Here is a 19,736-nt window from a genome sequence, read left to right as displayed (position 1 = left end):
TCAGTTCGCTCGACTTGCATGTATTAGGCACGCCGCCAGCGTTCATCCTGAGCCAGGATCAAACTCTCCGAAGAAATGTTTGACTTGCTCAATTAAAAAATAAAATTTAACGTTGACGTTTGTCGCTTTGTTCAGTTTTCAAAGTTCAATGTTCAAATCATAAGTTGTCGTTTCAACGACGCTTAATAATAATAAAACATATCAAATGAAACGTCAATAGTTTTTCTAAAAAAACATTCTTTTTTTATTTCCATTGAACTAATAGTAGATAAATCATAGTTTGCTAATTATAAGACCATAAAAAAAGACTCCTTTATAAGGAGCCTTTTTTGTTATCACTTTTAATTATGCTTTGTGAACGTTAGCAGCTTGTGCTCCACGTTGACCTTCTTCGATATCAAAAGTAACTTTTTGACCTTCTTCTAATGATTTGAAACCTTCACCTTGAATAGCACTGAAATGAACGAATACATCTTCTCCGCCTTCAACTTCGATGAAACCGAAACCTTTGTCTGCATTAAACCATTTTACTGTACCTTGTGTCATAATGTTGCCTCCTGCTGTGGAATACTCCACAAATGTATTACCAATCTTGCCCAAACATACTATTTCAAGATAAAAACTTCTAATTAGGTTTTTTCTTTTCTCAATATACCGAACAAAAATAAGTTATCTGTAGTGTAACATATAGTAGAGTTGATAGCAAATAAGGAAAACAATACCTTTAACAAATTCTATCTACTCACCTTTCCCCTATCAAAAATTTATGATAGGGCATAAGTGGCATAGCTATTTGATGCTCCAACACATCAAATAAAATGAATAAGTACATACATATCTCTATTTATTATAGCTATTCATAATAAAGCTTCTTTATTTAATCTTTGTTATAAATAAAGGGTGCATGTAATCCAAAAAACCCCTGTTAGCTTTACTGAATTATAAATGGGCTATTGGGATATTCTATTTAAGGAAGAAGGAAAACAAGTTATTGATTACAACTAATCATTACAAAGCTTCTTACATTTGGGATGAGGTGTCTACAGCAGGCATATTTTAGAAAACCTTATTGTAAATCGATGTATGTTTGATTCATAAGGGGATGGTAGTCATGAGCGTAGTAAGAATATATATAATGGGTAGACAATAACGTTCATTTATAACTATGCAAATGAGGTGTTTGTCCCAGACCAAGAACGATTTCGTTCACATTGTATATTTTTTTAGTTCAATGCTTAAATGAGGTGTTTGTTAAAGAGAATATACTTTTTCAAGTGACTGTTTCATTAGGCAATGTAATTACGTAAATGAGGTGTTCCTTAAAGATCATATGCTGCATTAAAAGCTATTTTTTTCCTTCTTCACATGACGGGATGCATAATCGTTTGCATCTCGTTTTTGTTACATAAAAAAAGAATGTTTATTCTCTTTTCATGGGTTAAAGAAAGAATGTTTATTCTCTTTTCATGGGTTAAAGAAAGGCCTGTATCTGTTTAGATACAGGCCTTTCTTTCGAGTTCAGTTACCACAAATCTCTTTATTTAACTTTTGTTTCATCGGAAAATAATATAAGATTGCAGGAACTATTATTCCAATTAGCCACGCAATATCTGCGCCCCCGAATGCCTTTGCTATAGGACCAATGTAGAATGATGTGTTAATAAAAGGAACCTCTGCAATAATTGATACAGCAAATGCCATGCAAGTGATTCCGTTTATTTTTCCGTATTGACCATTTACATCAAAGATATCTTTCACATTATATTGACCACGGCGTAATAAGTAGTAGTCCACAAGATTGATAGACGTCCAAGGAATCAAGAAATAACTAATGAAAAAGATAAAATTTAAGAAAAATGATAGAAAATTACTTTGGCCTAATAAACATAGGATAGTACCTGCCAATGTAACACAAAACATCATCCCTACTCTAACTTTTTGTGTTACTTTCAGCTTCCAAAAGGGTTCTATAGTTGTAATGGTTGACATGAAAGCACCATATAAATTAAAAACATTAATAGCTAGTTGACCAAAAATAATGATCAAATACATAAAGATAGCAAAACTTCCGAATAAGTGAGCTAAATTCCCACCAGAATGATCAAGGAAATTAGGAATAGTAGTTGTTAAAGTTGCTCCTAAAATCATCATCCATACAGTCCCTACAAATGTACCCAGGTAACTATACCAAAAGGTTTGTGCAGTTGATGTATTAACGGGCAGATAGCGTGAATAGTCTGCCACGTATGGTGCATATGCTAATTGCCATGTTGCTACAATGCTGATAGCGAGTAAAAATACAGGTAAATCCAAACCGCTTAATGAAAAACTTCCTGTCGGAAGTGGTAACTGAAATATAATAATTGTTGCTGCTAGATACACAACAAATGAAGACCATGATAATACTTTCTGCATTTTATGAATTAAATCATGGCCAAAAATTGCAACAATAAAACAAAGAATATTTAAGATTATTATAGCCCAGCTTTGATTAATGGGTATTAAACTGTTTAATGTTTGTGCTGCAAGCACACTACTACTTGCGAAAAAACCTAAATACACGAACATTACAAGAAATAACGGAAAAATAGCTCCGATTACTCCAAACTGTGCTCGACTTTGAATCATTTGAGGAATTCCAAGTTTAGGTCCCTGAGCAGAATGTGAAGCCATGAAAATAGCACCCAATAAGGTTCCAAGTATAATAGCTGCGAAACTCCAAAATAAATTAAGACCTAAACTAATTGGTAATGCACCTGTTACAAGAGTTGTAATGTGCATGTTTGCTCCAAACCAAATGGGGAACAAACCTTTTGCTTTTCCATGACGTTCGTCTACTGGAACAAATTCAACGCTACGTGTTTCAACTTTCAATAGATATACCACCTTGTAAGATATTTGCCGCTTGCACTCTAAGTCAAACTACATAATTCAACGTTTTAATACTTACTTATAGTAGGTGATGAATCATTCGTATAATTAACATGTATTCCCTTGAATCATTTGATATAACAGCTATATAAGACTTCGCTACGTTTAATTAAGTAACAATTTCATCTGTGCTCCTTTTATAAATTGCTGTTCATAAAAAAGGTGGTGCAATGGAGGGATAAACTTTCTTAATAAGAGGAACTGCAAGGTTTTAGTATCTAACTGCTTAGGTATCTTCTTATTTAATTTGATAATTTTTTATACGGTCTCTTAGAGCATTAGTATACATAATAACATAGATGCGTCTTCTATCAACAATTTCTTTAGGACCGTCCAATACTACTTGAGGTATTGAAATTGCTTTCCCTGCGCCAGCTTTTCCAATCTAACTTATTTATTCAAATATCAAACTCCTTTTATTTCATCAAAAACGTTCATAAAAGTGCATAAACATATGAAGACGTTCGTAATTTGCTTTAAAACGAAAACGAACGATCAAAGTGATAGATTCCTTATATAAAAGAAAAGTCCGTAAAGGTATACTTTTGCGAACATATAATTTTTCATTTTTTAGAATGTGATTATGGATATTAAAAAGAAGCCACTACGATTGTTTGGCTTCTTTTTACGTGTACAATGAATTTAGTTGCTATTTTCGTCAGACCATTTGTCTTCACTATCGATCCATTCGTTCTTCTTTAAATCAAAAGATTCTATATCATCATGAAAATCTAGATAAACAGGCAGATTTATTCCATTATCGCCAGCTTTATTCCAACAAGTGATAAACCATTTTGAAATCAATTCTTTCTCAGCAGCAGATATTTCTTCTTCATTTTGTTCATAAAAATCCCAAAACTCATCTGAATGCTCGTCGGCTAGCTCATAGTATTCAAACTCTTCAAGTAGCTCATAACTACCTGAAAAAATGGCACGGTTGTTTCCTTCATAGAAAACTTCATTCGCTTCATTGTCCATAGAAAACATCCTAATAGACAAATCAAATGGCTGAATGAAGATTTCAAAGTTCAGTAAGTCAATGTCCTTATAATAATGAAAAGTATGTACTTTTTCGATATTGTTAATTAACTTATCTTCATTTTGTTCAAGTGTTTTCTTTAATGAACCAATATATGAATCAACCGTAAATAACTTATCACCTTTATTTTCTTCCTTTGTATGCTTCCAAGTATCAAAACGCTCATTAATCTTTGTATTAATAGCCTCATAATTATTCCACGTATCTTCTACCTCATAAAGGGATTTTATATGAGGAAATATAGCTTCATAATCATCTAAATAAGTACCTTTATCGAAATCAAAGTAATCTGTTGTAAAGGCCTTTCCTTCCGCATTCAGCATATCGCTGGCAAAGACGCCATCCCATTCCATATATATTTCAGTTCCGGTCATGTTCTTTTGTTTAAACTCTATAATTTCTTGCGCAGCCTCTTCTTCAAATTCTTTGCTATATAAGTTTTCTTCAATAATCCAACCGAGATACATTCCAGTATGAACGAATGCCTGCTTTTCACTCAAGTTACTCGGGAAATCTCCTTCATAATGCCATTTAGCTTTATCATAGACGGTTTTCATGGCCTCTTCCTCTTTCTCTATATCTTCTATTAAGGTAGTTTCTTCTTGTTCACGACTACTTTTTTTATTTAATGAGTCTTCGCAGCCTTGCAGGAACAAAATAATAAACACAAAAAATGGAATGCACTTTAATTTATACAAAATTCCCTCCATGAATTACATTAAAAGTAAATGATATACCACATTATATACTGTAAAGGTTAAACAATATATATTTAACCAATGAAAATAGGATTATAGTAAAAAATGTAGTTTCTAAAAAGCTTGTTTAGCTTAATCATTCTTTGCGGCTATAACTACTTTTTAATTGTTTTGGATCTAGGGCGGGTACACGAAATAATTGCTTTAGAAAATCATCGAAAGTATCTGCTATTTTGATATACTCCCATTCTGTAGTATCGTTTGTTGAAGCTGAGAAGTTTTCTGCGATATATATAACAGTAGGATCTTGTGATCTATTACGATAATCCAACAAGACCCAATAGTGAAAATCCGTCCACAAAACCACAAATTCACCTGTGAGTTTGACTTCTTTTAATAGTTCTTTGGAAGATAAGATACTTATATCATCATTTTCAAAATGTATAGGGTCAATTGAATCAATGTTTGCTCTTCCTCCATAAGGAATACTTTCTGTATCGCCATCAGGTAACATAAAGTATGGGTAGTTTAATCCCCCACCATTTCTTATTTTCAGTAAATCCAATAATGAACTAGGTAACTTAACACCTAAAATAACTTCAGCTTGCTTTATGATTTCATCATTTATCGGATAATCTATACGCTTATATTTGCTATCGTCGCTCCAAAAACTATCTCCCAGATAAAATTCTTTTTTCAAAACTTCACCTTCTTTAATTTAACTTTATACTCAGACATAAAGTATCTCCTTTATTATTAGCTATTTTTAGACTCACCTTAGCGCTTCGCTATCAGCTCTACGCTCCTACAATAAATATTGCACGATTACAACTTATATTTAACGTGAAAATAGTTATCGGAAATGAAAACCCAAGGCTATTACACGGCCTTGGATTTTCTTCTTGTATAAATCTCTATAGCAGCTATGCCAAATGCGACCCCAAAAGCAGTAGAGAATGCCGTTAGGAAATCAGCCTGAGATTTAAATAATATATTAATAATTAAATTACCTCCAAAAAAGACTAGAAAATATAACAAGAATTTTATAGCATCTTTTTTCAAAATCTGTACCTTCTTTCGCTTTACGTGTTGAGTAATTGTTTTAATTCTTTTTTCAAGCTTTTATAATGCCAATTAATATGATCAAGTTCGACCTCTATTTCAATTAATTGATCTATTAGCTTCTCTTGGTCTAGTGAAGAACTAAGAGTGTCTGTAATCAATCGATCAAGTTTATTACTACTTTCGTAAATATCGTTTAAATCAACTGCTAATTCAACATATTCCTTGCTTGAATCGAGTAAGGAAATCTTCGTTATGAGTTCATCTACAATAGTTGGTTTCATTCTATCTCCTCCCCTTTAATTAGTGTATATTCTAGGTATTTCAAGCCTTCATAAAATGTTATTGAAGATGGTTAGAAACCTAAAATTGAATCAATGTTTTCGGCATATTCATCAACTAGTTGACACCCTTTCTCTTCAGCTTCTTCCTCCTCTAATTCCTTATCTTCCAACCACTGTTGATAATGACAAAGTTCATGAGCAATGCTTTCTAACATCGCATACAATGCATCTATTTTTCCTCTTTCTCTAATCAAGTCTTTATAATCCCCAGTAGCAATACGGATATATGGTTCAACATCTTTTTCGTAGGGAGCAAAGAAAGTGGCTGTTACCAACCCCTTTGTCGTCCGGTTCTTAATTTGATAATCCTTTTTTAGGTAAATAACAACTCGGATAGGAAACTCCATTTGTGTTCTTAACCATTTGCAAAAGTTAATGCACACTATTCTTACTTCTGGGTCTACGCCAGGCTCACTCCTTAATCTTAAGCCTGCTCTAGGATAGTCATTCATGCTTATTTCCTCGCATTCAATCTTTTAGTGACATTAGTAGTTTAATAGAATGATTTAGTTCCATAAATTTCTTTATTTGTCATATTATCGACTCATTTTATCATACATCATGTATAATAAAGAAACTTAATAATAGAAAGTCGGGAACGAATTGAAAAAATTTCTTCTTTATATGTTATATTTCTCTCTTCTTTATGATGTGGTTCATTTAGTATATAGGACTATAGCAAAATATAGCCTTGATAATCTCGTTTATGACGCCTCTTTAGTAATAAGAGATTTAATTGTCATTTTGATTATCTTTAAGATCACTCGTCCTAAGAAAAAGCGAACAAAGTTTAAGCACTTTCATAATGCGGCTATTATTGCAGAAATGGAAAGAGAATACGAGAAAGCACTTGAGATTAGAAATGAAGGTCTAAAGATTTCAGGGTTGAGCAATGCGGAGCGCGCGGGTCTACATGCTGGAAATGGAGGAACATACCTCTATTTGAAGGATTATAACAATGCTACTTTTTGTTTTGATAAAGCTTTTGAACTAGTTCAAGAAGAGAAATTTCCATATGATAAACAATACATTGAGGTTATTGATAGTTATGTAAAAGCGAATCGAAAAGAGGATGCTCTTAAGTTAGTGGAAAGTTTATTGCAACGGCAATCTTATCATAAGAAATTCAAAAAGTTAGAACCCGTAAGAGAGAAATTATTAACAAAATATAATTAACCTTATTTACAATACATAGTCATGAGTGGGATTACCAAACCTCTTAATTCAATATAGGTTGTAAAATTTATATTTAAAAATATTGAACGGAGTGTACTTATATTGTTCATTTTAGTTAGAAACTCTTTGATACTAGCTGTTGGTTTTTATTTATCAGCCATCTTTTTACCTGAGGTATTGCATATAAACGAAACTATTTCTAAATATTTAATGGTAATACTTGCTGGCCTATTGATTCTTAGATCACGAAATAAATGGTGGTTCAATATGGTTTCTGTCATTTTAGGGCTTGTTATTTTCTTAATTTCCCTTGAGATGACCCTGTTATAAAGGGGAATGATGTATAAAAGGTAGTTTTTTTACTCATTCTTTCTTCGTTCATGCTAATCATAAATACTAATAAATCAACAATGTATAAAATCCTGTATAAATTAGAAAATGTTAAAGTGAACAACCCCTTGGCGCCCAAGAGGTTGTTTTTCTTATGTCTGCCGGAAAGAGACATTATGTAAACTGATTTTGTATATGATATACACCCTTAAATTCTATTTTAATTGTATGTTACAATGTAATTATAAGGAAAAAGAGGTGTATATAGGTATGTTAACTGCAGTTGTAATAACGGTTTCAATTTTATCATTAGCTTGGATTGTTGGACAAAAGGAAAAGATAGAACAATGACTTGTAAAAAGAACATCTCATTAAGATATGAGATGCTCTTTTTGGTGCAGAGAAGTCACATCCAGTAATAACCTTTATTGTTACTTCAATTACCATTATTGTAAAATTATAGAAATCAAAAAGAGAGGAATGGTAGAATGCCATTTGTAGTAGGTTATGGTATTGCAATTATAGGAGCGATGATAGCTTATCAACTAAGCAAGGGAAAAACGAAAAAACGAAAATACATTGTTTGGGGAATAGCGCTAATGTTGGCTATTGCACCGTTTTTATCTTTCGCGATTGGTTTAACATACGCAGTTATTGCAGAAAACGGATGGGCAGCCTTAATAATGTGGTATATCTTTCCCGTAATTTTCGTAATAGGACTTATAGTGTTATTGATTGGTATTTTCAAGAAAAAAGAACAAAGAAAAGAAGCAGATCTTTAATTAAAGGTCTGCTTTTTATTTCTAACGATAAGAGTGACTATGTTAACTGGATTTGTATATCCTATGCATAGGAAAAATGAAGATTGAAGAACAAGTTCTCTCACGTTTTTTTCAGCCGTTACCCTTCAACTTTTAGAACCTTGACCTCATTTTTCACCGAAAATGTGATCACCACAGGGCCTTCAGGTGGATTATGCGGACCTGTAAACGTGTCGTATTTCACCTTCACCACGAAATCATAGTTCGAGAATCCACCCGATACACGCTTCACACTCAAAATATCTGCATTCCACAAACTATAACTACGATCAGGGTATTTCGTTCGAATCGCTTTCTCCGCATAAGGATTCAGCAGCATCAAAAAGGCATCATAGAAATCCGTATGCTTCTGCTTAATGGATGATTGGGGAGCAGCTTCTGTATAAGTGGCCATTCCTCCTACTAACCATAGGACAAGAGCTGTGGCGGCCATTAATCGTTTCACCCGTTATCCTCCTCTCAGTACTTGTTTCAGCTAGTTTCCCCTTGAAAATATGGACGATACGGAACTTTTAAAAATGATTTTAGAGTCTAAGTTTTATGCAAATATACCAGGATAAAGGACAAACTCAAAAAAGAAGGCGACTATATAAATAGTCGCCTTCTTTTTTGTACCGATAATACGTTTTATGTTAACTAAAATCATATACAGTTTAAAATTAGACAAAACTCCCTCCAATAAATAGGGAGTTTTTCTACAGGTTAATGAGATTTAGATCGAAGATAATTCTCAGCACCTTGAGTAGTTTGTTCATAATAAAAAGAGATATTCGTGGTTTAGGCTACTTGTGCCTAAATCATGAATATGTTGACCAAATTATATATTTAAAATAAATTTTTAACCAATAAGAATCTTTTCTTCTGCATACCTAATTTTAGATTGTTTGTTTGAACGAATCGCAAGTACAAAGCCAATGGTAAGAGGTCCCACTCTGCCAATAAACATCATAATTGTAATCAGAATTCGGCCTATAGGACTTAAATCTCCTGTAAAGTTAGCACTTAATCCAACTGTTCCAGAAGCAGAGAACGTTTCAAACAAAAGGGTAGACATGTCTATACCTTTTTCTGTGATTGTGAGTAGAAAGAAAATAATAGAAACAAAAATAATGCCAGAAGTAGCAATAGAAAAAGCTCTATACACAAGCGATTTAGGAATTCGGCGTCGAAAAACATTAATCTCTTCTTTATTTGTCAATACTGACCATAAAGCAAACAATATTAAGACAAACGTAGTTATTTTAATTCCACCGCCTGTTGAACCTGGAGCCGCTCCAATAAACATAAGACCCATCATATACACTTTTGAAGGCAATGTGAGCGCCCCGATATCCAAGGTATTAAAACCAGCAGTACGAGGAACTACACCCTGAAAGTAAGCTGCCCACCATTTATCCCCCATGCTTAATTGACCTAAAGTATGAGAGTTATGATATTCTAGAGTAAAAATAATGAGTGTACTCACGACATTTAGTAGGATAGTTGAAACTAATACAATTTTAGTGTGAAGAGAAAACTTTCTTATGTTTCGTTTCTGAAAAATGTCTGCAATGACAAAAAATCCAGTCCCTCCTATTATGAAAAGTAACGTAATCATAATATTTACGGTTGGATCTCCTACCCATTTGCTTAAATTATCTGGTTCCAAACCAAATCCTGCATTATTAAAAGCAGAGATAGAATGGAATATGCCATAATAAATAGCCTTTCCCCAGCTCATTTCTCGGGACCAACGAATAGCTAGGATAAGCGCTCCTATACCTTCCACAGCCAATGTAATTAGCACAACACGTTGGACTAATGCAATAACGCCTTGTAGCGAAAAAGCATTTAGAGATTCCTTAAGTATTAATCTTTGTTGTAATCCTATTTTTTTACCCAGTACAATAAACATGAGTATACCAATAGTCATGAATCCCCAGCCACCAACTTGAATGAGCACAAGCAAAATGAGCTGTCCAAATAAAGTAAATGTTGTCCCCGTATCTACCACGGCTAGGCCTGTTACACATACAGCAGAAGTGGCTTCAAAAAGAGCATCAATAAAGCTTAGATGATGTCTATCGCTTGTAGCAGCAGGAATCATTAATAAGCCGGTGCCGAGCAATATTAATCCTAAAAACCCCACGAACAAGATACTTGCAGGTTCCAGATGCTTCACTTTATGTTTTTTACGCGGCTTAGAAATTATCATATTATATTTCCCTTCAAAATGTTTTGATTAAAGATTTATTATATATCATACCCATTTATTTCAAAAGATGGTCATTACTTTTATTACCTTCCTATCTTCCCAGAAAGTACGTTACATTAAGTAAATAATAAAGTATCTAATGTTAATATACTTTAAATAAGATAAAATTTATTAGAAATAAAAAGATCACATCTTCTATGTAAAGGAGTAAAATAACAAATTAATTTATAAAAATAATAGTTTTATAAGGCTCTGTTAAACTTTATTGTTGATTTTTTGAATAAAGAAAAACACTATATTGAATAAAACATAGTGTCCTTGTTTCTTATTGTTGATTATCAGCTTGGTGATTCTAACAATTCATCTATTATCTTTAATTGCCTTACCCTTTCCTTTGTTGAGGAATCTAAGGAGTTATGTGTTAAAAGATTTGTTACCTTTATTGCGTAGTCACTGCTAACCATTGCCTGTCTTCTCATATGTCCTGTTGCTATGGCTTGGGCAAATGAACGTGCAGAATATTTACTAACGTCAGATTTGGAGTCTTTAGCCAATTCATTTACAATAAATCCAACTTTTCGTAAATCAAAAGCTCTAATACTTTCTTCTATTCGTTTTTGCAAAGTTTCTATTCTCAAATTTATACATAGTTCATCTTTTAAATGGTCATTGAGAAAATCTAACCCTTTTTATTGTCCTAAATCATCCATGCTATCAGGTAAATAAAGTCACGCTATAACAAACCTAACCTTTTTAATGTAGCAACCAACGGGGGGTATTTTCTATTTGTAGAAAATACCTTTTATTTTTATAATCCTGTTGATACACGTGCATATCCAATAAACACCTATTATCACTTTTCTTATTTTTGTCTTATCCGATTGTAATATAAAATAGACTAAGAAAGGTTATTGAACACAGAATACTGTACAGAGTTTTATTACAAACAAAATACTAAAAATCGACTTTTCCCACTTAGAATGTAGCGTGGTCAGAAACGGATAAAAAACCAATTATTTTTCATAAAGCTCTAACAAACGTTTGTGTATCCAAATAGCGGCTTGTAAACCTTCTCCCATCGCTACCGTAACTTGTTCAGAATGAGCCACAATGTCTCCTGCTGCCCACACGTTTGAAACATTTGTTTCTTTTGTACGCGGATTTACGATAATGTGCTGATTTTCTAGGAGTTCTACTCCGAGCCCATGCGCTAATTCTGTTCGAACTTTATTTCCTCCGAACGCTAAAAAACCTCTTTCTCCATAGATAAATTCATTGTCTTCGAGGATGACTCCTTTTAACCTTTCTGCTTCAGTTATGACTTTTTTTATGGCCCCTTCTTTATAGGTAATTCCTTTTTGCATCAAGGTATCTGCTAAAGGTCCAATTTCTTTTTTGTCGTGATTAATGTATGTAATGTCATTTGTCCAATATGTTAACGTAAGAGATAAACTGGCTCCTGCTTTTCCTGACCCTAGTACTAATACCCTTCTATTATTTACTTCATACCCATCGCAGTCGGGACATACATATACGGTTGTTCCCATGCACGGATATAGCTCTTGCTGAAGTTCAGGCGGAATCCGATCTACTACTCCCGTCGCAAACAGTAAAGTAGCTGCTTCGTAGTTCGCAGAGTTTGTAATGACGTTAAACCCTTCTATTTCTTTTTCACACTGAAGGACACGCTCTTCTGCAAATTGAATGCCGTAGCTTTTTGCTTGCTGCCTTCCCGTTTCTCTTAAAGTTTGACCGCTTATTCCCTCTGGCCACCCCAATATATTTTGATAATTTTTGCAAAGATTGGAACGTCCATCGTTTGAATCAATAACCAATACACTACGCTTATATCTTCCAAGCTGAATAGCAGCTTGAAGTCCTGCAATTCCTCCACCTATAATGACACACTCATACTTGTCTACCACAGCACATCACCCCAGCTTTTACTATTTTTAAACGAAAGCTTCAGTTTTTCATTATCTGTTCTTCTATTATTTTTATACGCTTTACTGTCTTTATTTTTTGAAGTCATTCTATATACAAAAAAACCGCCTCGGCAGCTGACCTGCTTAGAGACGGTTTTTTATAAAATGAAAAGAGACGATATTACTCATTTTTCTTTCCTGCTTCTTTTTCATTAATTTTAATAATCAGCTCTTCTTTATATACTTCACTATCTTTCCCGTAGCGTAGACGGCTATGACAGTTGGGACATAGTGCCGCAGCGTCCTTTGGCTTAGCGAGCCCGCCCTCTGACAGCTTTGAAAGATAATACATTTGCAAAAAGGAGCTTCCATCTTTTGCGATAAACGGCGCGCTTTCTCCGCAGGCTTCACAAATACCAGCTGCGCGTTTGTAAACATATTGTTTAAGAGCTGCGGTTTGCTCATAAATATTTGTCTTTTTGTCTTCCCCTAGCGCTATATGACAAAGTTGTTCAGTTGAGTAAGCTGAAACATCCAGCTTTGCTGCTTTTTCCTCCATCACAGGATTTCGTTCAAGTTCAAAAATAATGGCTTCACGAAGCTCTCCGTCTGAGTCCCACATAATTTCTAATTGATGATTAATATACGTCACTTCATCAATAAACTCGACTACTCCCGGCTCCACGTAGTGAAACAAGTAAACGGCTTTTCCTGATAAAAAATGTTCACGAAGCGCTTTATTGCCTTTAATGAGCTGCATTGATCCTCTTTGACCTTCTCCGGTATAGAAAAAAGAGGTCTTATCTCTATTCCATCCGTGTCCTGTTCCGTATTCACTTCCGCTTTCTTTTGTGAAAATAAAAATATATGGATGCGCTTTCGGCGTTGATATTTCGCTTTGTTCCTGTCCTTTATAAAGCTTATGAATTTGTTTTCTGCGATAACGATGTCCTTTTTGAAAGAAATCTCCGCGCTGTAAATCCGTAATCAATGAATTGCCTCCTACTGCGGTCCTGCTTTTATAGTACTTATAGCTCTACTATACACTAATTTTTGTTTTCTTTGCAGATCGTTTCTTCTATCTATTGGATTTATATCATACAAAAAAAGCAGCTGTATGGGCAGCTGCTTTTTTGCTATAGTCAATTTTGCACGGTATAGTCTTCTCCTAGCCATTTTGTGCTGAGTTTTTTTAATGTACCGTCTTTTTTCAGCTTTTTAATCGCCTGATCGACTTCCGACTTTAACTTTTCGTCTTTTTTGTTAAACATAAAATATACTTTTGAATTAATCACGATATCTCCAACCGTTTTTTGCTGAAATTTCAGCGCTTGATTGCTAAAGTCGATGGAAAATGGTGTTGCAAGCGTAGCATCTGCCCGGCCTGTTTTTAATTGAGTAGTAGCATCATCCGCACCTTGACCGGCATAAACTACATCGATTTTATTGCCGTGTTTTTGATTGTATTTGTCTAGATAAACTGCCGCATTGCTTGTAGCTCCTACAATCATTTTTTTACCTTCTAAATCTTTTAATGAATGAATATCATTTCGATTTTTAGGAACTGTTACATAAAGCGGAGAATAATTATATGTTTCATCATTAAATAAAAACTTTTTCTTTCGCTCAGCGTTCTGAGCCATGTTATGGGCAATCATATCAATTTTATTACTTTCTAAGCTGAGAAGCAGATTTGAAAATTCCATCGTTTTAAATTCAAATTTATAATCCTTTAGCTCTTTGTCGATTGCTCTTACTACTTCTACATCATAGCCGGTCAGTTTGCCTTTATCATCGATAAAGCAAATATTAGGAAACTGAGTGCCTGTTCCAACCACAATCGTTTGAACATCTTTTTCTTTCTTTTCTCCTGCACTTGAAGATGCGTTTGTTCCGCATCCTGCCACGCTCACAGCTACTACAATTGAAAGTAAAAACAGCCAATATTTTTTCATACGTTCCTCCCCCGAATCCTTCTATTATGTAATAAAAAAAGGCTCTTGATAAAGCATCTGCTTCATCAAGAGCCTCTGGTTAACCAGTGGGCTTACTTCGTGTAAGATTATTCACATCATAATACTAGTTAACCGATAAATCAAGTAGGTTTTAAAAAAAGATTATCTTGACAGCTCAGTGTCTACCGCTTAAGATACAACTAACAAAACAATGAAACTGCATATCTACCAGTCAACTGGAGGCAAATGGACACGGCAATGCGTGTACGTTTGCTTTTTTTATTGTCGTCCAGCATTTTATCTTTTGGAGGTAAAACGTATGAAATTTGCTTTATTTAGTCTTATTCAAAATATCCCGAACCCGGTTACTGGAGAAACATTAACTGCTCAAGAAAAATTTCAGCATGTGTTAAATCAAGCAGTGCTGGCAGAAAAATTAGGTTTTGATGCTTACGGAGTCGGCGAAAGACACGGAGCTCCTTTTTTGTCTTCTTCTCCTCCCGTTGTTTTAAGTGCAATCGCTGCTAAAACGTCGCAAATTCGTCTTCTTACTACCGTTACCGTTCTAAGCATTTTAGATCCTGTACGAGTAGCTGAAGATTACGCAACGCTTGATCACCTGTCGGGTGGACGCCTTGAACTGATTATTGGAAAAGGCAATGATCCCCGTCATTATCCGCTTTTTGGCATTACAGAAGAAGAACAATGGGAGTCTCTTGCTGAAAGATACGCTCTTTTAAAACAGCTTTGGACAGAAGAAAATGTCACGTGGAGCGGCCGTTATCGTCCGCCTTTAACTAACGTTACAACTCAGCCTCGTCCGTTTCAAACTTCTATTCCCGTTTGGCATGGAAGTGCGTCAAGCCCGCTGTCTACAGAACTTGCAGCTAAATACGGAGAGCCGCTATTTTCATCTAATTCCTTCCACCCTCAGGCTAAATATAAAGCGCTGATTGACCATTACCGCGAACGCTTCGCTTATTATGGGCATGATCCACGCAAGGCCATCGTCGGTTCGGGGGCAAGCAGCCTCTATATTTCCGATACAACGGAAGAAGCAATTCGCCGCTATCGCCCGTACTATAACGCATTTAGCAATACAGAAGCAGCCAAACATAATCAATCGCCGTTCACGTCACTAGAAGATATCGTTCAACACGGTCCTGCTTTAGTAGGAAGCCCTGAGCAAATCATTGAAAAAATAATAGACTATCACCGCGCTTATGGAAACGAAGTGCTGAGCATCAGCATAGACGGTCTAAGCGAAGCAGAACAGCGCGAACAGCTAGAGCGCTTTGCAGATGATATTGCACCTGTTCTTCGAAAAGAAATTCCCAGCAGCGTGTGGGAAAATAAAAAAAAGAAAACTCCTTTTTAACAGGAGTTTTCTTTTTAGCTAAAAATAATTTGTCTATTAATTTATCAACTTTTAAACTAATAAACTACTCTGGTCAAGAAGCCTGCGTATCTGTATCGTAAATATTGGCTGTTACTTCGCTTCTTTGACAAAGTAAGATGAGCAGCCAAATGCCTCCAATAACTGGAACAAAGTTAATTAAATACCACCAGCCGCTTCTTCCTGTATCATGAAGTCGGCGAACAGTAACGGCAAGTGAAGGCAGAATCATTGCTGCTCCGTAAAGTAATACTAAAATAACTCCAAATACTGCAAGTGAATCGATAAAAACCAAGATATATGGAATGATCATAAAGATATAAGCAAATAATGTAAACATCCAATACTCCGTACGCGTTGCTCTTCCTCGAAACGTCGCATAATTTTTTAACGCTTTTATATACCAGTACATTTTTAAACCCTCTCTTTGTTTATTAAATTAAACTACCTAACCGTTTAAGTCCTACGCAACTTTATTAGGTACATCAAACCGGTTTAACTGCGACTCACTCCGTAGACAAAGAAGAATTAATAGACAAATACTTCCCGCAATCGGAATAATAGTAATGAGCTGCCACCACCCGCTTCTTCCTATGTCATGCAGTCGGCGTGCCGTCACAGCAAGAGATGGAATGAACACTGCAACAAGATAAACTATACGCAAAAACGGAGGCATATCTGTTATAAGTTCAATAGCTGAAAGCACACACCATATAATAAAATTAAATAAGACAAACATCCAATACTCTTTACGCGTTGCTCTTCCTTGAAACGTTGCATAATTTTTTAGTACATGTAGATACCATTTCATACAAAAACCTCCTTTTTAAACCGAATTTTGTAAGACAAGCTTACTAGCAGTAATTACCTTAGCATACAAAAAATTAATTTCATATCCTATTTTTTGAAAAAATCCCAAATGGTAATATAGATATAGGAGAGAGATGGATAATAGTTAGTAATAAATACCCAATAATTTTATATTAAAAACCATTTTATTCCTATAATTACTTTTAATTAATAAAATGTTCTTTTATAGAAAAATCCTACCATGTTGATAAACACGGCAGGCTCTATCCTTACTTACGTGCGGTAAAAGTAAGGTCCACATGAGCTTTCATGGGTAATCACGTAAGTCCACGTGAAATCTGCATCAACCACATATAAATCTTCTAAATACATGTTTGTATTTTCACTTAAATCAGCGCTTGTTAGATGCTTACATTTAGATAGCTGCAGCACTCGTTCATCATGCTCAAACAACAAATAACAGTCGTTCTTAACTTGGTGCTCAAACGCTTGAACCGCTTGTTCTCCTTGTAAACAAGGTAGCTTTTCATAGCTAAACGCATGCCATAAAAATTGGTCCATATAAATTTTCTTTTTTTGCGATGCGCTTAAAGCATCTGCAAATTCATTTTCCCACCGCTTCCGGAAGAATTCACCTTGATTCGATAATTTTTTAACAAACATTCCTTTTTTCTTTAACGCATCTTTCATTTTCACTGTGCTTTCTCACCCTTTATTCTGTATTCATTTCTTTTTATCGGCTTCTTAGCTTATTTGTCCACTAGTACCTATGCGTTAGATTCCTTGCTTTTTGACTACACTTATTTTATAAACCGCCGGCTTTAACGTGCACAAAAACAATACAATTGTACTTAAAAGCATGATCAGGCTTCCACCAATTACAGCTCCTTGAATCGAAAAGATGTGCGCAGCCATGCCGCATAAAAAAGTCATGATAATGATCAGGAGTGACTCAAGCAGTCCATAGATACTTCCTACTCGACCCATCATGTCAACGGGAATGCTGTTTTGATAAAAGGTTTGAAAACCAGCACTTGCAAAAGCTAACGCAAAGGATAAGCTAAAAAATCCTGTTCCCATGGTTTGAAAAGAAGACGAACACGCATACAGCAAATAGCCAAGCGACACTCCTACACTGCCGGCGCCTATGAGAAAATTCGTTGACAGCTTCTTAGCAAACAGTGTATTCACAACTGCGCCAATCATAATGCCTGCACCTGCTATGCTCACTAAAAACCCGTACTCGCTTTCGGACAAATGAATGACTTTTGTTGCAAATGAAACTTCAAGAGAATCAATTGCCGTGGCCATGACCATCAAGAAACTGAATAATACATAAATGGTTATAATGTATCTGTTGGCTCTACTGAAACGAAACACCGCTTTCCAGTCTTCTCTAATGGTGTTTACAGACAGCTTATTTTCTTTAACTTCTGTTTTTGTATCCAGGTTTGGCATAAACAAAGTAACTCCCCCTGACAATAGCAGCGCTGCAGCATTGGCATAGATAGCAAACGCGGGCGTTCCAATCATAAATAGCGCACCTGCTGCGGCTGGTCCAATAAGAAAACCGCCTGAGTCAATCAAACTGCGCAGCGAATTAAATCTTTGTCGTTTTTCACGTGGAATAAGCTTTGTGATATAAACCATCGATGCCGGCCGAAACATTGAACTTGCCATACTGATGATAAATACCAGCACATAAATGATCAGTATGGATGAGAAAAACGGAAGGCAAGCAATAATTCCAGCGCGCGTCCAATCTAAAACCATCATAAGCTTCCGTTTGTTCATGCGGTCAATTAAGCTTCCAGACCATATATTTGTACATAGCGCAGCAAGCGGCTTTATCATGTATAGCCCTGAAACCGCAAGCGGCGAATTCGTCATATCAAGCATCATTACATTTAAAGCAATTAAATAAATCCAGTCGCCGATATTGCTAGTGCCAATTCCAAACAGCAATAAACACGGGTATTTCCAAGACAACAGCTTACTTTTCATAAAAGAAAGGCCTCCGCTTCACTATTGATTTCGGTCAATAAAAAAATCCCACCCCCAAGACATGTGTCTTAGGGGCGAGATTATAAATCGCGGTGCCACCCTAGTTTGTTCATATGTCGCCATATAAACCTTATCGAGTACGGCTTTCGCTTATACTCTAGCTTTGTAACGGAAGCAGCCGTCGCACTATCACGTTAGATCCAATGCGCTGCTCAGAGGCTTGTTTCAACAGCGTTTTTCTTGCTCCTTTTCAGCTTCCGGAGCTCTCTGCTAAGAATACGCGCTGTCTACTTTTCTCTTCACGGCATTTAATTTCTAACATCTTACCATTATTATCTATTTTTTGTAAATACTTTATTTCAAAATCATTTTTTTCGGCTGAGAAAAGAATAGTCGGTATCCTACGTATACAAAATAAATGATGGAAGCTACCAGCACGATTCCCCACATATTGTACATATCCTTATTTCCCCATACGCCTGTTAGTGAAAACAGCGCTGGAATTGTTAACGTCACCCACGACTGGACAATCGCCACTTTCCCCACATATGCAGATACATCTTTTTTGCTCGTGTTAAGCACGTAAAATAAAAACCATAAAAACGACCAAAGAATCCATGTAATGGCGTTTACGACGTCATGATAGTGAACAAGAGAAACCGTCACGTACACTAAAGCGATAATCGATACCCAAAGTGAATAATAGCCCAGCCCCGTTCCCTGCATTCCTTTTAACACCGTCACGCCTACATATAAATACGTAAGGCCAAATAAAAAGATTGCCGTTCTTTCATATAAAATCCAGTTGCTTTGGTCTGACGTAATAATTAAATAAAACGGAACAATAACTTGAAAAGCTCCTACAAATAAGTTAAATACGCCTACGTTTTTTTCATCCGCTTTTCCAAGCAGCATGAGTCCGTTTAAAAATAAAGCTGCACCTGACAGCAACAGTCCAATTTGATCCATTTTTCAGTAAGAAAAGCCTCCAGCTTTTCTTGTCCTCCTCTGTGTCGATGTTTTTCTTTAGGATGCGCGGAGTTACGGTTTA

General features: G+C 35.4%; 19 protein-coding genes, 1 rRNA gene, 2 pseudogenes and 1 other annotated feature. Of the genes and pseudogenes, 3 read left to right on the top strand and 19 right to left on the bottom strand.

What is annotated here, in order from left to right; genetic code table 11:
• The 8 genes and pseudogenes from ACH0CI_RS10485 to ACH0CI_RS10450 form a co-directional block, all read right to left on the bottom strand.
• Positions 1 to 74, bottom strand: a 16S ribosomal RNA gene (locus ACH0CI_RS10485); the annotation flags it as partial.
• Positions 75 to 345: 271 nt separating this feature from the next.
• Positions 346 to 546: a cold-shock protein gene (locus tag ACH0CI_RS10480; RefSeq protein ID WP_406901366.1), complete on the bottom strand. Its 201-nt coding sequence runs from the start codon at positions 544 to 546 to the stop codon at positions 346 to 348.
• Positions 547 to 1,518: 972 nt separating this feature from the next.
• Positions 1,519 to 2,874 (bottom strand): purine-cytosine permease family protein, encoded by a 1,356-nt coding sequence (locus ACH0CI_RS10475; protein ID WP_335707998.1) that lies wholly within the window; start codon positions 2,872 to 2,874, stop codon positions 1,519 to 1,521.
• Positions 2,875 to 4,104: 1,230 nt separating this feature from the next.
• Positions 4,105 to 4,527, bottom strand: a pseudogene (locus ACH0CI_RS10470) (DUF7832 domain-containing protein); the annotation flags it as partial.
• Positions 4,528 to 4,804: 277 nt separating this feature from the next.
• A complete protein-coding gene (locus tag ACH0CI_RS10465) occupies positions 4,805 to 5,368 on the bottom strand; it encodes an SMI1/KNR4 family protein (protein WP_182028608.1) in 564 nt (187 codons plus the stop codon).
• 179 nt (positions 5,369 to 5,547) lie between these two features.
• Positions 5,548 to 5,730 carry a hypothetical protein gene (locus ACH0CI_RS10460; protein ID WP_034275608.1) on the bottom strand — a complete coding sequence of 61 codons (183 nt, stop codon included), beginning with the start codon at positions 5,728 to 5,730 and terminating at the stop codon, positions 5,548 to 5,550.
• A 20-nt stretch (positions 5,731 to 5,750) separates the two neighbouring features.
• Positions 5,751 to 6,014: a hypothetical protein gene (locus ACH0CI_RS10455; protein WP_335707997.1), complete on the bottom strand. Its 264-nt coding sequence runs from the start codon at positions 6,012 to 6,014 to the stop codon at positions 5,751 to 5,753.
• A gap of 71 nt (positions 6,015 to 6,085) precedes the next feature.
• Complete coding sequence (locus ACH0CI_RS10450) at positions 6,086 to 6,526, bottom strand: hypothetical protein (protein ID WP_335707996.1); 441 nt, start codon at positions 6,524 to 6,526, stop codon at positions 6,086 to 6,088.
• Positions 6,527 to 6,677: 151 nt separating this feature from the next.
• Between ACH0CI_RS10450 and ACH0CI_RS10445 the strand changes: the two genes are divergently transcribed.
• Both ACH0CI_RS10445 and ACH0CI_RS10440 read left to right on the top strand, forming a co-directional pair.
• The gene (locus ACH0CI_RS10445; RefSeq protein ID WP_335707995.1) at positions 6,678 to 7,250 is read left to right on the top strand and encodes a tetratricopeptide repeat protein; all 573 of its coding nucleotides are present in this window, start codon (positions 6,678 to 6,680) and stop codon (positions 7,248 to 7,250) included.
• 818 nt (positions 7,251 to 8,068) lie between these two features.
• Entirely contained in the window at positions 8,069 to 8,362 is a 294-nt protein-coding gene (locus ACH0CI_RS10440; RefSeq protein WP_215055051.1) for a hypothetical protein, read from the top strand.
• 118 nt (positions 8,363 to 8,480) lie between these two features.
• On the opposite strand, the gene ACH0CI_RS10435 is transcribed toward ACH0CI_RS10440, so the two are convergent.
• From ACH0CI_RS10435 to ACH0CI_RS10410, 6 genes and pseudogenes are all read right to left on the bottom strand, one after another.
• The gene (locus tag ACH0CI_RS10435; RefSeq protein WP_200508974.1) at positions 8,481 to 8,846 is read right to left on the bottom strand and encodes a DUF3888 domain-containing protein; all 366 of its coding nucleotides are present in this window, start codon (positions 8,844 to 8,846) and stop codon (positions 8,481 to 8,483) included.
• 393 nt (positions 8,847 to 9,239) lie between these two features.
• Complete coding sequence (locus tag ACH0CI_RS10430; RefSeq protein ID WP_098332910.1) at positions 9,240 to 10,595, bottom strand: TrkH family potassium uptake protein; 1,356 nt, start codon at positions 10,593 to 10,595, stop codon at positions 9,240 to 9,242.
• A 338-nt stretch (positions 10,596 to 10,933) separates the two neighbouring features.
• Positions 10,934 to 11,266, bottom strand: a pseudogene (locus tag ACH0CI_RS10425) (putative immunity protein); the annotation flags it as partial.
• 342 nt (positions 11,267 to 11,608) lie between these two features.
• Entirely contained in the window at positions 11,609 to 12,520 is a 912-nt protein-coding gene (locus ACH0CI_RS10420; RefSeq protein WP_335708293.1) for an NAD(P)/FAD-dependent oxidoreductase, read from the bottom strand.
• 181 nt (positions 12,521 to 12,701) lie between these two features.
• On the bottom strand, positions 12,702 to 13,511 hold the full coding sequence (locus ACH0CI_RS10415) for an HNH endonuclease (RefSeq protein WP_098524675.1): 810 nt from the start codon (positions 13,509 to 13,511) through the stop codon (positions 12,702 to 12,704).
• 151 nt (positions 13,512 to 13,662) lie between these two features.
• A complete protein-coding gene (locus ACH0CI_RS10410) occupies positions 13,663 to 14,475 on the bottom strand; it encodes an amino acid ABC transporter substrate-binding protein (RefSeq protein WP_025751375.1) in 813 nt (270 codons plus the stop codon).
• Positions 14,476 to 14,794: 319 nt separating this feature from the next.
• Here ACH0CI_RS10410 and ACH0CI_RS10405 point away from each other — a divergent pair, with 319 nt between their 5' ends.
• A complete protein-coding gene (locus ACH0CI_RS10405) occupies positions 14,795 to 15,853 on the top strand; it encodes an LLM class flavin-dependent oxidoreductase (RefSeq protein WP_335708295.1) in 1,059 nt (352 codons plus the stop codon).
• Between the two features lie 73 nt (positions 15,854 to 15,926).
• On the opposite strand, the gene ACH0CI_RS10400 is transcribed toward ACH0CI_RS10405, so the two are convergent.
• The 5 genes from ACH0CI_RS10400 to ACH0CI_RS10380 form a co-directional block, all read right to left on the bottom strand.
• A complete protein-coding gene (locus ACH0CI_RS10400) occupies positions 15,927 to 16,283 on the bottom strand; it encodes a DUF805 domain-containing protein (protein WP_028412963.1) in 357 nt (118 codons plus the stop codon).
• Positions 16,284 to 16,334: 51 nt separating this feature from the next.
• Entirely contained in the window at positions 16,335 to 16,682 is a 348-nt protein-coding gene (locus ACH0CI_RS10395) for a DUF805 domain-containing protein (protein ID WP_028412962.1), read from the bottom strand.
• 272 nt (positions 16,683 to 16,954) lie between these two features.
• On the bottom strand, positions 16,955 to 17,371 hold the full coding sequence (locus ACH0CI_RS10390) for a DUF4275 family protein (RefSeq protein ID WP_335708302.1): 417 nt from the start codon (positions 17,369 to 17,371) through the stop codon (positions 16,955 to 16,957).
• An 84-nt stretch (positions 17,372 to 17,455) separates the two neighbouring features.
• Positions 17,456 to 18,685 carry an MFS transporter gene (locus ACH0CI_RS10385; RefSeq protein ID WP_335708296.1) on the bottom strand — a complete coding sequence of 410 codons (1,230 nt, stop codon included), beginning with the start codon at positions 18,683 to 18,685 and terminating at the stop codon, positions 17,456 to 17,458.
• Between the two features lie 67 nt (positions 18,686 to 18,752).
• Positions 18,753 to 18,997, bottom strand: a binding site (T-box leader).
• 42 nt (positions 18,998 to 19,039) lie between these two features.
• Positions 19,040 to 19,654, bottom strand: a complete 615-nt coding sequence (locus tag ACH0CI_RS10380) for an AmiS/UreI family transporter (protein ID WP_013057473.1) — start codon at positions 19,652 to 19,654, stop codon at positions 19,040 to 19,042.
• Positions 19,655 to 19,736 lie beyond the last annotated feature (82 nt).

Origin of the sequence: Priestia sp. 179-F W1.4 NHS (assembly GCF_045369295.1) — a bacterium.
GTDB lineage: Bacteria > Bacillota > Bacilli > Bacillales > Bacillaceae_H > Priestia > Priestia zanthoxyli.
The sequence above is the reverse complement of the archived record's forward strand: the minus strand, read 5'-3'. Positions and strand labels throughout refer to the sequence as shown.

Bases quoted from the DNA above. Each gene is read 5' to 3' on its own strand.
- ACH0CI_RS10480 (WP_406901366.1), bottom strand. From the start codon at position 546: ATGACACAAGGTACAGTAAAATGGTTTAATGCAGACAAAGGTTTCGGT.
- ACH0CI_RS10455 (WP_335707997.1), bottom strand. From the start codon at position 6,014: ATGAAACCAACTATTGTAGATGAACTCATAACGAAGATTTCCTTACTC.
- ACH0CI_RS10450 (WP_335707996.1), bottom strand. From the start codon at position 6,526: ATGAATGACTATCCTAGAGCAGGCTTAAGATTAAGGAGTGAGCCTGGC.
- ACH0CI_RS10440 (WP_215055051.1), top strand. From the start codon at position 8,069: ATGCCATTTGTAGTAGGTTATGGTATTGCAATTATAGGAGCGATGATA.
- ACH0CI_RS10430 (WP_098332910.1), bottom strand. From the start codon at position 10,595: ATGATAATTTCTAAGCCGCGTAAAAAACATAAAGTGAAGCATCTGGAA.
- ACH0CI_RS10410 (WP_025751375.1), bottom strand. From the start codon at position 14,475: ATGAAAAAATATTGGCTGTTTTTACTTTCAATTGTAGTAGCTGTGAGC.
- ACH0CI_RS10405 (WP_335708295.1), top strand. From the start codon at position 14,795: ATGAAATTTGCTTTATTTAGTCTTATTCAAAATATCCCGAACCCGGTT.
- ACH0CI_RS10400 (WP_028412963.1), bottom strand. From the start codon at position 16,283: ATGTACTGGTATATAAAAGCGTTAAAAAATTATGCGACGTTTCGAGGA.
- ACH0CI_RS10395 (WP_028412962.1), bottom strand. From the start codon at position 16,682: ATGAAATGGTATCTACATGTACTAAAAAATTATGCAACGTTTCAAGGA.
- ACH0CI_RS10390 (WP_335708302.1), bottom strand. From the start codon at position 17,371: ATGAAAGATGCGTTAAAGAAAAAAGGAATGTTTGTTAAAAAATTATCG.
- ACH0CI_RS10385 (WP_335708296.1), bottom strand. From the start codon at position 18,685: ATGAAAAGTAAGCTGTTGTCTTGGAAATACCCGTGTTTATTGCTGTTT.
- ACH0CI_RS10380 (WP_013057473.1), bottom strand. From the start codon at position 19,654: ATGGATCAAATTGGACTGTTGCTGTCAGGTGCAGCTTTATTTTTAAAC.